Raw genomic sequence first — 11,860 nt, forward strand, 5'->3', positions numbered from 1 at the left:
GGATGAATTGATGAACGACATGACACCCCCGCCCTGGAGTTGGCAGGAAGAAACCTGGCGCAGCAAGGTCAATCACGTGCGCGCCGGCCGCTCCATGAAGCCTGCGAAGTGGAAGAACGGCGCACGCTGCGCCGTGGCGCTTTCCTTTGATTCGGACCACGAGACCAACGAATTGCGCGACGGCGGCAAGTCCATCGGGCGCATGTCGCAGGGCCAATACGGCAATCGCCAGGGCGTGCCGCGCATTCTGAATGCGCTCGCCAAGCACAATGCCAAGGCGACATTTTTCGTGCCCGCCGTCGCGGCGATGCTTTATCCCGACGAGCAGCGGCGCGTCGTTGCCGAAGGCCACGAGGTCGGAATCCATGGCTGGATTCACGAACTCAACAGCACCCTTCCCTACGAGACCGAGCGCGACCTGATGTTCCGCGCCGCCGATATGCTGGAGCGCATCACCGGCACGCGGCCTGTGGGCATGCGCACCCCTTCCTGGGATTTCAGCCCCGATACGCTGCGCATCGAGCGCGAACTCGGTCTGCTCTACGATTCGTCCCTGATGGCCGACGACGATCCTTACGAGCTGATCGAAAAGGGCGAGCCGACCGGCATCGTCGAATTGCCGGTAGAGTGGATTCGCGACGACGCGGTCTATTTCAACATGCACCGCTTCAACGGCCTGCGCCCGCACACGCCGCCCACCGCCGTGTTCGACATCTTTTTCCGCGAATTCGAGCGCGCCTATGAGGAGGGCGGGCTTTTCCTCCTCACCATGCATCCGCATGTCACCGGCTATCGCTCGCGCATCTGGATTCTGGAGAAGCTTTTGGAGGAAATCACCCGTCGCTCTGACGTGTGGATCGCAACCCACGCGGAAATTGCGGCCTATGTGAAGGCGGAATGTCCAAAATGAGCAAGAACCTGCGCGCACGGGATGCGGGCCTTGCCTGCGGCAAGCTGCCTTCGGGCCCGAACAACGCCATCACCGACGTGCCGGGCGTCAGCGTCGGCCATGTCACGCTCAATGAAGGCGAGTTGCGCACGGGTGTGACTGCCATCCTGCCCCATGGCGGCAATCTCTATCGCGAAAAACCGGTCGCCGCCGTTCATGTCCTGAACGGGTTCGGCAAGAGCGCAGGATTGGTGCAGGTGGAGGAACTCGGCGCCATCGAGACGCCGCTTCTGCTCACCAACACGCTCTCGGTCGGCACCTGCGCGACCGCGCTGGTGCGCCATGCCATCGAACATAACCCGGATATCGGCCGCGAGACCGCGACCGTGAACCCGGTCGTATTCGAGTGCAACGACGGTTTTCTCAATGATATTCAGGCGCTGGCCGTAACAGAACAACACGCACGGTCTGCGCTTGAAGCAGCCCGCACCGACTTCGCCGTGGGGGCAGTCGGTGCGGGCTGCGGCATGAGCACTTTTGGGTTCAAGGGCGGCATCGGCACCGCCTCGCGCGTCATCGAATTCGACGGCAAGGCCTTTCATTTCGGCGTGCTGGTTCTGTCGAACTTCGGCAGGCCCGGCGACCTGCGTCTGCCGGACGGTACGGTCGTCACGCCCGCGATGGCCGAGCCCGCGGCGACGGAGAAGGGCTCCATCATCATCGTTGCCGCAACCGACATTCCTTTGAGCGACCGCCAGCTCAGACGCGTCATCCGCCGCTCCGGCGTCGGGCTTGCGCGGCTCGGCTCCTTCTGGGGACACGGCAGTGGTGATATCGCGCTCGGGTTCACCACCGCCAATATCGTGCACCATGACGAGAGGGCAGCATTGGTAAGCCAAAGGCTCCTCAATGAGGATCGCATCGACCTCCTCTTCGAGGCCATGGCCGACACGACGCAGGAAGCCGTGCTCGACGCGCTTGTTGCCGCCGGCCCCATGACCGGCCGCTCCGGCCATCATCGCCCGGGCCTCGCCGACGCCCTCAAAAACCTCTCCTCAACAAAAGCCTGAAAATCATGACCAGCACACACGACGATTTCGTTCTCGCCATCCATGGCGGCGCCGGCACGATCCTGCGCAGCAAGATGACGCCGGAGCGCGAAGCGGCCTATCACGCCGGCCTGCGCCGCGCGCTCGAAGCGGGCCGTGCGGTACTCGCCGATGGCGGTGCAGCGCTCGATGCCGTCACCGCTGCCGTGATGGCGCTGGAGGACGAGCCCTTGTTCAATGCCGGGCGCGGCGCGGTCTATACTTCCGCCGGCAAGCAGGAGATGGATGCCGCGATCATGGACGGACGCGACCGCGCGGCGGGAGCCGTCGCCGGCATCTTCGGCCCGCGCAATCCGATTCTTGCGGCGCGCGCGGTGATGGAGCATTCCGGCCACGTCTTCCTCATCGGCGAAAGCGCGATGAATTTCTGCCGCGCACGCGGTCTGTCCTTCGAAGATGCCTCTTACTTTTACACCGAACAGCGCTGGAACGCGCTGCAGGAAACGCTCGCCATGCGCAATTCCGGCGCAGAGGATCAGGACGAATCCCGCAAGCACGGCACGGTCGGAGCGGTGGCGCGGGACCGCAAGGGCCATCTCGCAGCCGCCACCTCGACCGGCGGCATGACCGCAAAGGCTCCGGGCCGCGTCGGCGACAGCCCGGTCATCGGTGCGGGCACCTGGGCCGACAACGCCACCTGCGCGGTGTCGGGCACCGGCCATGGCGAAATCTTCATCCGCTACGCGGCGGGCCACGAAATCGCATCGCTCATGCGCTATGCGGGCAAGTCGCTGGAAGAGGCCTCGCGGGTCGTGGTGATGGATATGCTAGCCCCTGTCGGCGGCTCGGGCGGCATCATCGCCGTCGATCATACGGGCGCGGTGTCGCTCCCCTTCAATTGCTCCGGAATGTATCGCGGTTATGTGCGCGGCGACAACGTGCTGCGCACGGCGATCTACGACGAGCCGATGGTCGAGTTCTGTCAGGGCTGACGCGTCACGACGGCGATTGGCCGAGTTTGCGCGCCGCAAACCGCTCGACCGCCATGAGTGCGTCGCTCGTCAACACAGCCAGCAGGGCGACCACAAGGCCGCCTTGCAGAATGAAGGCCATGTTGTTGGATTGAAGCCCGGCGATGATGACCTCGCCGAGCCCCTTCGCCGCCACCGTCGAGCCGATGGTTGCGGTGCCGAGACTGATGACGACCGAGAGCCGGATGCCTGCCAGGATCACCGGCAGGGCGAGCGGCAATTCCACCTCCATCAAACGTCGCCTCAGGCTCATGCCCATGCCCTTCGCTGCTTCCAGGGTCAGCGGCGAGACCTGTGTGAGGCCGCTCAGCGTATTCTCGAAAATCGGCAGCAGGCCGTAGAGAAACAACGCAATCAACGTCGGCTTCTCGCCGAACCCGACGAGCGGCACGGCAATGGCCAGAACCGCGATGGGCGGAAAAGTCTGGCCGATGTTCACGAGGCTGCGCGACAGCGGCAGGAATTCGAGCCCGGAGGGCCGCGTGACGAAGATGCCGAGCGTCACCGCAATGATCGCGCTTGCTAGGGCGGCGCTGAAGACCGTACCGAGATGCGCCAGCGTCAGGGAGAGCAGGCTGCCCTGGTTGTAGATCGCCGGGGCGTTGTTGATCGTCAGCGGCTCGAAGAGCGGCGCGAAAAGCTCCGGCTTCGTGATGAAGACCACGAGGAGGACCAGGGCCGCGAGCCGCCAGAGGATCGGCCCGGCGCTCATGCGGGCTGCCGTCCATGGGCGAGAATACCGCCGATGCTGATCCGGCCGAGAGGCGTGCCATCCGCATCCACGACAGGCAGCTTCTCACGCCCCATCCAGAGAAGCTGCGACAGCGCCTCGCGCAAGGTCGCGGAGGCAGATACGGGCTTGCCCGTCGCCGCACCTGGCTCGACGGCCTCGCGCACCTTACCAAGCGCCAGCAGCCGGAAGGGCCGCTCCGCCGTGCCGACAAGCTTTTCGACGAACTCTTCCGCCGGGCGCGTCAGCAATTCGGCGGGCGTCGCATATTGCAAAAGGCGCGCCTGATCCATCACCGCGATCTTGTCGCCGAGATGAAATGCCTCGTCCATATCGTGCGTCACAAGCATGATGGTGGTGCCGAGGCGACGCTGAATCGCCAAAAGATCATCCTGCGCCTTGTGGCGGATCACCGGATCAAGAGCGCCAAAGGGCTCGTCCATCAGAAGAAGCGCGGGCTTCGCGGCAAGCGCCCGCGCCACGCCGACACGCTGCTGTTGTCCGCCCGACAATTCATGCGGATACTTTCTTGCGAACTCGCCCGAGTCGAGTTGAAAGAGATCGAGCAGTTCTTCGACGCGCGCGGCGATACGCTTCTTGTCCCACCCCAAAAGGCGCGGAACGGTGGCAATGTTTTCGCTCACTGTGCGATGCGGAAAAAGCCCATAGCCCTGAATCACGTAACCGATGCGATGCCTGAGATCGTCCTCAGGAATCGCCATCGTGTCCTGGCCGTCGATCAGCACGCGGCCGGAGGTCGGCTCGATGAGGCGGTTGATCATGCGCAGCAGGGTCGATTTACCCGCGCCTGACGTGCCGACGAACACCGAAATGGTGCCTTCATCCACAGTGAGCGAGATGTCGTCGACGACAACCGTATCGCCAAATCGTTTGGTGAGGCTTTGGATCTCAATCACGGACCGGACCCTTTGCGAGATCGATGGCCGCATCGAGGATCACCGCCGCCATGAAGGAGAGCGCGACTGTCGGGATCGCGCCGAGCAGCACGAGGTCGATGGCGGTCTGGCCGATGCCCTGAAAGACAAAGGTGCCAAAGCCCCCTCCCCCGATGAGCGCGGCGACCGTCGCAAGCCCGAGATTCTGCACGAGCACGATGCGGATGCCGGTGAGGATGATGGGAAAGGCAAGCGGCAATTCGACCTGCCATAGCCGCTGGCGCGTTGAGAGCCCCATACCGCGCGCCGCATCGATGACGGACGCAGGCACCTGCTCCAGCCCCACGACCGTGTTGGCGACGACGGGAAGCAGGGAATAAAGAAACAACGCCACGAAAGCAGGCGCCGCGCCGATGCCATGGATACCGAGTGAGGCCGCCAGCGGCACCTTTGCCGAGAGGATGCTCAACGGCACCATCAGAAGGCCGAAGAGTGCGATGCTCGGGATGGTCTGAATGATGTTGAGGATTTGTAGAATCGCGGCTTTCACCCGCGGAACGCGATAACACACCATGCCGAGCGGTAGGCCCACGAGCGCCGCGGCGGCAAGCGATCCGAGTGCAAGAAACACATGCTGGCGCGCCTCGCGCCAAAAGCTGTCTGCCCGCGTCGCATATTCTTTCAGAAGCGAGAGCCCATCCCACGCGCCGGATACGAGCAGCAGGGCGAGCGCGGCAGCCGCGACGGCGAACGCCCCAAGCCGCGCAAAGGGTCCGAGCCGCAGGCGCGTGATGGAATCGGCAACAAGCAACGCGAAGGCGAGCGTCAGCAGCCAGAAACCGAAGGCGGGCGAGATCCGCGCAAAGGTGTTGCCGGGCGGCGTCAGGAACGCAGGCGCGCGGCCAACGGCGACGAAGATCACCGCGAGCCCCAACGCTGCCGCCACGAGGCGGATGATTGGCTGGCGGATCGTGACTGAGACAAGCGCCACGCCGAGGGCAGCGGCCATGACGCCGATGGCAAGCGTCATCGGCAGCGCATCGAGCACCATGCGCGCCTCGCCCGCCACGATGCGGTTGGCGCGATAGGTCACGAAGGGTGCAACAAACAGGGCAACACCGATCAGCACGGCGACGACGCTGCCGAGCCGATCCAGAGAAACAGCCGCGCCGGCGGATGCCGTGCGCGGCGCGCTGGTGTGGGGAGAGATCGCGTTCACAATCGGCCTGGCTTCTCTCCGCAATCCCGTTTGGGATGTCCGGTTACTTGATGAAGCCCTTGGACTTCAGATAATCCGCCGCGACAGCCTTCGCCGCCTCACCACCGACCTGAACACGGGCGTTCAAGCCTTGCAAGGTGGTCAGGTCAAGAGATTCGAAAACGGGCTTCAGAACCTCGGCGATCTTCGGATTTTCCTTCAGCACCGCCTCGCGGATGATCGGCGCAGGCGCATAGACCGGCTGCACACTCTTGTCGTCATCGAGCACCACGAGACCGGACGGCGCGATGCCGCCATCGGTGCCATAGACCATCGCCGCGTTCACGCCGTTGGTCTGCTCGGCCGCCGCTTTGATGGTCGCCGCTGTGTCGCCGCCGGAGAGAACGATGAGCTGGTCCGGCTTCATGGTAAAGCCATAGGCCGCCTGGAAGGCCGGCAGCGCCGCGGCTGAATTGACGAACTCGGAAGAGGCCGCAAGCTTCACCGTGCCGCCACCTGCGACCCATTTGCCGAAATCGGACAGGGTCACGAGCTTGTTCTGCCCGGTGACGTCCTTGCGGAGCGCAATGGCCCAGGTGTTGTTGGCGGGTGAAGGTTGAAGCCAGACGATCTTGTTGGCGTCGTAGTCCAGCATCTTGGCAGCTTCGTATCCCTTCTTCGCGTCTTTCCAGACCGGATCGTCCGCCTTGTTGAAGAAGAAGCCCGCATTGCCAGTATATTCGGGATAGATATCGATCTCGCCGGCGGTGATGGCTTTGCGCACCACAGGCGTCGCACCGAGCTGGATGCGATCCTGCGTCTTGATGCCGTTGGCGTTGAGCGTCAGTAGGATGATGTTACCGAGAACCGAGCCTTCCGTGTCAATCTTGGAAGAAACGACCACATCGGCCTTGGCAGTGGTTGCGGCGGCGAGGCCAAGGGCCAGCGCGACGGTTAAGGACTTCAGGGCGGCTTTCATGGGAACCCTCTCCAGCAACGGCGACTGAGCAGCTTTCCTGTTCTAGGTCACGCATCGCGGAGTGGCAGAGGGGGCGTACGGTAAGTTGGCCCCCGCCCACGACAAATTTTGAGCAGCCGGGTCCCCCAAAAGGCGAACCCGCCGCCGGTCGAAGGATCGACGACGGGACCGGTGTGGGCTCTGGCCGCCGTCAGGCGTTCAGGGCCGCGGGGGGCTCTTGTGCGATGGTGAAGCGGACACGGGCCAGCGGACGGTAATCCTCCGACAGAGCGCGCCAAGTGCGCTCCGCGTCACCTCGGCTGTCGAACGGGCCCGCGATTCGTTCCGTGCCCTTGATGAGGGTTTCGAAATCGGTGGAGGTATATTCGCCTCCGACGACCCAAAAGCGGGACTGGTTCATGTTCGTTCTCCGATTGGGATGGATTTCGCCTGGATGAGTTTCGCGTGTCATTCGGCAGCCTGCAGTTTCTTGGTGTGGAACTGGGCGGTTTCGGTGGAGTCGCCCATGGCGGTGGTCGAGGACTTGCCGCCGGTGATCACCACCGAGATCTGGTCGAAATAGCCGGTTCCAACCTCGCGCTGGTGGCGGGTCGCCGTGTAACCACTCTCCTCGGCGTCGAATTCGCGGGCCTGGAGTTCCGAATACGCGCCCATGCCGCGCTCGCGATAGCCGCTCGCCAGATCGAACATGCCGAAGTTGAGCTGATGGAAGCCGGCGAGCGTCACGAACTGGAATTTGTAGCCCATGGCGCCGAGTTCGCGCTGGAACTTGGCGATGGTCGCGTCATCGAGCTTCTTCTTCCAGTTGAACGAAGGCGAGCAGTTATAGGCCAGAAGCTTGCCCGGATAGCGCTTCTGAATGGCCTCCGCGAAGGCCCGCGCGTCGTCGAGATCCGGATGCGAGGTCTCCCACCACAAGAGATCTGCGTATTCCGCGTAAGCGAGGCCGCGCGCTATGCAATGGTCGAGGCCGGTGCCGTCCTTGAGGCGATAAAAACCTTCCGGCGTGCGGCTGTCGGGCTCGATGAAGGGACGGTCGCGCTCGTCCACGTCGGAGGTGATGAGCTTGGCCGATTCCGCATCCGTGCGAGCCATGATGAGAGTCGGCGTGCCCATGACGTCGGCGGCAAGGCGCGCGGCGACGAGGTTGCGCTCATGCGCCGAGGTCGGGATCAGAACTTTGCCGCCGAGATGGCCGCACTTCTTTTCCGACGCGAGCTGATCCTCGAAGTGCACGCCCGCCGCGCCCGCCTCGATATAGGCCTTCATGATCTCGAAGGTGTTGAGTGGTCCGCCGAATCCGGCCTCCGCATCGGCCACGATGGGCAGGAACCAGTCGCGTTTCGCGCCGCCTTCGGCGTGCTCGATCTGGTCGGCACGTTGAAGAGCGCGGTTGATGCGGCGGCAGAGCTCCGGGCCGGAATTCGCCGGATAGAGCGACTGATCGGGATACATCGCGCCAGCGACGTTGGAATCCGCCGCCACCTGCCAGCCAGAAAGATAGATCGCCTCGAGACCCGCACGCGCCATCTGCATGGCCTGATTGCCAGTCATCGCGCCGAGCGAATGGACGTAAGGACGCTCATGCAGCAGTTGCCACAGCCGGTTCGCTCCGCGTTCGGCGAGCGTGTACGCGATCGGGAAGGAGCCGCGCAGCCGCAGCACATCGTCCACGGAGTAAGGACGGCGGACCCCATCGAACCGCCCGGCGGGAGCCGAGGGGATCAGGGCTTCGAACGTGGACGGCTTGGCTTGGGCGCTCATTATCTTTTCTTCCATTTACATCCGTTGACAAAGCGCGCCTGCCGGTTCCAATCTCATGGTGTTGGCAGGGCGATGTCTCGTATTAATTCGGAAGCCATCGCCCCGTTCAACGAAGGAATTTCGAAGAAAAGTCGCGCTGTCACACAATGACAGATCACGGTATGTAAAACTGTAAAGTTATTTACAAATGGATGAGAGCCGAAAGCTTTTCGTCGGTCCGCGCCTGAAACGCCTGCGGCGTGAGCGCAACCTCAGCCAGGCCCGCATGGCCGAGGAGCTGGGTCTTTCGCCGAGTTACCTGAACCTGATGGAGCGCAACCAGCGGCCCATCACGGCCCAGGTACTGATCCGCCTCGCGCACGCCTATTCGCTCGACCCGCGAGAATTCGCCACCGACGATCACGAGCGCACGATCTCGGAGCTGGACGAGGTTTTTGCCGACCCGCTGTTTCGCAACGCGCCCGTCGCGCGGCTTGAGCTGCGCGAGACGGTGGAGAGCGCGCCCACACTCGTCGACGCGATCAACCGGCTCTATCGCGCCTATGTCGCCATGCGCGGCGCAAGCGATGCGCGCATGCCGTCGTTGAGCGACCGCGACCGCGCCGAGGATGCGCCGCGCGACAACCCCGTCGACCGAGTCCGCGATCTGATTCAGGAAGCCAAAAACTATTTTCCCGAGCTCGACGAAGCCGCCGAAACGCTCGCCTCCGATTTACAGCTCACAGGACACGAGCCCTTCTACGCCATTGCCGAGCGACTCAATGCGAAGCACGGCATCCGCGTGCGCATCATGCCGGTCGACATCATGTCCGACACGCTGCGCCGGTATGATCATCACCGGCGTCAACTCTTGATCTCCGAAATGGTCGAGCCCGCGGGCCGCACCTTCCAGGCGGCGTATCAACTCGCCTTCACCGAGATGCGTGAGACGTTGGATGCGCTCGCCACGAGACTTGAGCCGGTAGAGGGTCCTGCGCGGCGTCTGCTGCGTGTTTCGCTCGGCAACTACTTCGCGGGCGCGCTGATGATGCCCTACCGCAAATTCCACACGGCGGCGGAAGCGCTCGGCTACGATGTGGAGGTGCTGGGCGCGCGCTTCGGCGCGAGTTTCGAGCAGGTGGCGCACCGCCTCACAACGCTCGCGCGTCCCGGCGCGCGCGGCATCCCATTCTTCCTCGTGCGGGTGGATTCGGCGGGCAACGTCTCCAAGCGCTTCTCGTCCGGGCGTTTTCCTTTCTCGCAGTTCGGCGGCACCTGTCCGCTCTGGAACGTGCACGCCACGTTCAAGACACCCGGCCAGGTGGTGACGCAGATCATCGAATTGCCGGACACCTCGCGCTGGTTCTCCGTCGCGCGCTCGGTGAAGCGCGCCTTCAGCCCCTGGGGCACACCCGATCCGCAATTCGTCGTAGGGCTGGGCTGCGAATTAAAATATGCCCACCGTCTCGTTTATGCGCGCGGGCTCGACCTCTCCTCGCCGGAGCCGACGCCCATCGGCATCAATTGCCGCCTGTGCGAGCGGGTCGGATGCCCGCAGCGCGCCGCGCCGCCGCTGATGCATTCGCTCATCGTGGACGAGATGAAACGCGGCGTGTCACCGTTCGAGTTCGACGCGACTTAAGTTTGCTCAGCAAACCTCGCCCCGTCGAGCCAGTGGTCGAGGAACAGGTCGAGCCAGCGGGAGACATGCGGATCGTAGAGAAGACGGCCCTCGATCTGACGCGCGCGATCCTGCGCACCGGGCATCGACAGACGCTCCGCGGCGCGCACCGTCCACCGACAGATCATGGCATGCGTGACCTCGGGGTGGAATTGCAGGCCAAACGCCGCTTCGCCCGCCCGGATGGCCTGAGTCGGAAAGTCGTCGCCCGTCGCAAGCATTTCCGCGCCCGGCGGACAATCGAACCCCTCCCGGTGCCAGTGATAGACATGGCTTGGCCAGGAGATGCCCCAGCGCTCGCTCAGCGCCTCGCCGGCATCCGTCGGGAAGAGCGGGTAGTAGCCAATTTCGGCCTTGCCATCGGGATGCTCCCAGACCGTTCCACCCAGGTGTTTCGCCAGCATCTGCGCGCCGAGGCAAAGACCGAGATAGGGCTTCTTTTCTTTGAGCGGCACGTCGATCCAGTCGATCTCGGCCTTGATGAAGTCGTCTGGATCGTTCGCGCTCATCGGTCCGCCGAAAATGATCGCGCCCCCGTGCTCCGCGAGCGTCTCAGGCAGCGGATCGCCGAAGCGCGGGCGGCGAATGTAGAGGGCATGACCCCGCTCCGACAAGAGACGCCCGACACGCCCCGGCGTGGAGTGCTCCTGGTGCAGGACGACGAGGATCGGCGCTTTGTCAGCGGGCTCAGCCATGGCGTTGGCCCGATGGCGCGCTGCGGTCGAATTCGGCTGTCTGGCGAGGCAAGGAAGGGAGGTGTGGCGTGATGGGCATAGCCGATTATTCGGCGCTGTGACGCTCTCCGCAAGCTTTTCAGCGTAGGCCCCCACCCGCCGGCCCGTGAGAAAAACCTTAACCGTTATCCTTAAGATCTATCTCCTCCTCATGTCGATCATCCGGAAGGGAGGGAAATCGCGGCGCAATCGCAGCGAGTGTCTTAGGACTTAAGACCAACGCATTGACTAGACGGAGCTTTTTATCAATCTTTGTCGACGCTATATCTTTGCATATAGTCCCAAGGCTTTGGGCTGCACGTGATCCGTTGGCTTCCGCCTGCCTTTTGCGACGACGCACGGGAATGGTACAAGCGAGCGACTCTCGATAGCTGCAAAAGGCCTTGCGGCCCACTCGCATGGAAGAAAGACAAATCGTGACAGAAACCGCGACAGGCGGCCTCACGGGCCTGCGTATCCTCGTTGTAGAGGATGAAGCCGCGATCTCTCTCCTGCTTGAGGACATGCTGCTCGATTTCGGTTGCGAGGTGGTCGGCCCGGCGGCGCGGCTGTCGGCGGCGCTGGAGGTGGTGGCACGGGAAAAGGTCGATCTTGCCATTCTCGACGTGAACGTGGCGGGTGAGCCCATCTATCCGGTCGCCGAGGCGCTGGCCGCGCGCTCCATTCCTTTCGTCTTCTCGACCGGCTACGGCAGCGCGGGCATTCGGGACGTCTTCCGCGACCGCCCGGTGCTGCAAAAACCCTTTGCTCAGCACGATCTTAAGCAAAAGCTCCTGCTCGCCCGCGGCAGTTAAATTTAAGCAGAGCGGGTTTCCTCGACACATTCCGTTACGTTATTCACAATGTGTCGTGAAACACATCTTGTGACCGCGGAATCGGCTTTAAAGTTATTTCATCCCTGCTAAGGTCCTGGTGCCCTTGGGATACTTT

Annotated in this window: 12 protein-coding genes; 5 read left to right on the forward strand and 7 right to left on the reverse strand. The window is 63.3% G+C overall.

Annotation, left to right across the window (positions count from 1 at the left end; genetic code table 11):
• Nucleotides 1-10 precede the first annotated feature (10 nt).
• Genes HB375_RS01535 through HB375_RS01545 form a run of 3 tightly spaced genes read left to right on the forward strand, consistent with a single transcriptional unit; the run spans nucleotide 11 to nucleotide 2,930 of the window.
• Entirely contained in the window at nucleotides 11-910 is a 900-nt protein-coding gene (locus HB375_RS01535) for a polysaccharide deacetylase family protein (RefSeq protein ID WP_205800007.1), read from the forward strand.
• Nucleotides 907-1,959, forward strand: a complete 1,053-nt coding sequence (locus HB375_RS01540; protein ID WP_167671713.1) for a DmpA family aminopeptidase — start codon at nucleotides 907-909, stop codon at nucleotides 1,957-1,959. Before HB375_RS01535 ends, HB375_RS01540 begins: the two co-directional genes overlap by 4 nt.
• Before the next feature lie 5 nt (nucleotides 1,960-1,964).
• Nucleotides 1,965-2,930, forward strand: a complete 966-nt coding sequence (locus HB375_RS01545) for an isoaspartyl peptidase/L-asparaginase family protein (protein WP_167671193.1) — start codon at nucleotides 1,965-1,967, stop codon at nucleotides 2,928-2,930.
• Between the two features lie 4 nt (nucleotides 2,931-2,934).
• Here HB375_RS01545 and HB375_RS01550 read toward each other — a convergent pair whose 3' ends face one another.
• From HB375_RS01550 to aceA, 6 genes are all read right to left on the reverse strand, one after another.
• Nucleotides 2,935-3,681 (reverse strand): ABC transporter permease, encoded by a 747-nt coding sequence (locus HB375_RS01550; protein ID WP_167671194.1) that lies wholly within the window; start codon nucleotides 3,679-3,681, stop codon nucleotides 2,935-2,937.
• Nucleotides 3,678-4,616 (reverse strand): ATP-binding cassette domain-containing protein, encoded by a 939-nt coding sequence (locus HB375_RS01555; RefSeq protein WP_167671195.1) that lies wholly within the window; start codon nucleotides 4,614-4,616, stop codon nucleotides 3,678-3,680. The genes HB375_RS01550 and HB375_RS01555 overlap by 4 nt, the downstream gene beginning before the upstream one ends.
• Entirely contained in the window at nucleotides 4,609-5,814 is a 1,206-nt protein-coding gene (locus HB375_RS01560; RefSeq protein WP_425515151.1) for an ABC transporter permease, read from the reverse strand. Before HB375_RS01560 ends, HB375_RS01555 begins: the two co-directional genes overlap by 8 nt.
• 43 nt (nucleotides 5,815-5,857) lie before the next feature.
• Nucleotides 5,858-6,772, reverse strand: a complete 915-nt coding sequence (osmF, locus tag HB375_RS01565; protein ID WP_167671196.1) for a glycine betaine ABC transporter substrate-binding protein OsmF — start codon at nucleotides 6,770-6,772, stop codon at nucleotides 5,858-5,860.
• 190 nt (nucleotides 6,773-6,962) lie between these two features.
• Nucleotides 6,963-7,172, reverse strand: a complete 210-nt coding sequence (locus HB375_RS01570) for a DUF4170 domain-containing protein (protein ID WP_167671197.1) — start codon at nucleotides 7,170-7,172, stop codon at nucleotides 6,963-6,965.
• 47 nt (nucleotides 7,173-7,219) lie between these two features.
• Nucleotides 7,220-8,536: an isocitrate lyase gene (aceA, locus tag HB375_RS01575; protein ID WP_167671198.1), complete on the reverse strand. Its 1,317-nt coding sequence runs from the start codon at nucleotides 8,534-8,536 to the stop codon at nucleotides 7,220-7,222.
• 187 nt (nucleotides 8,537-8,723) lie between these two features.
• Between aceA and HB375_RS01580 the strand changes: the two genes are divergently transcribed.
• Nucleotides 8,724-10,157 carry a helix-turn-helix domain-containing protein gene (locus tag HB375_RS01580; RefSeq protein WP_167671199.1) on the forward strand — a complete coding sequence of 478 codons (1,434 nt, stop codon included), beginning with the start codon at nucleotides 8,724-8,726 and terminating at the stop codon, nucleotides 10,155-10,157.
• Here the strand turns inward: HB375_RS01580 and HB375_RS01585 are convergent.
• Complete coding sequence (locus tag HB375_RS01585; RefSeq protein WP_167671200.1) at nucleotides 10,154-10,891, reverse strand: glutamine amidotransferase; 738 nt, start codon at nucleotides 10,889-10,891, stop codon at nucleotides 10,154-10,156. The genes HB375_RS01580 and HB375_RS01585 overlap by 4 nt on opposite strands.
• Before the next feature lie 437 nt (nucleotides 10,892-11,328).
• Here HB375_RS01585 and HB375_RS01590 point away from each other — a divergent pair, with 437 nt between their 5' ends.
• On the forward strand, nucleotides 11,329-11,724 hold the full coding sequence (locus HB375_RS01590; RefSeq protein WP_167671201.1) for a response regulator: 396 nt from the start codon (nucleotides 11,329-11,331) through the stop codon (nucleotides 11,722-11,724).
• Nucleotides 11,725-11,860: the final 136 nt, after the last annotated feature.

It is taken from the genome of Microvirga terricola (genome assembly GCF_011777495.1).
Classification (GTDB): Bacteria; Pseudomonadota; Alphaproteobacteria; order Rhizobiales; family Beijerinckiaceae; genus Microvirga; species Microvirga terricola.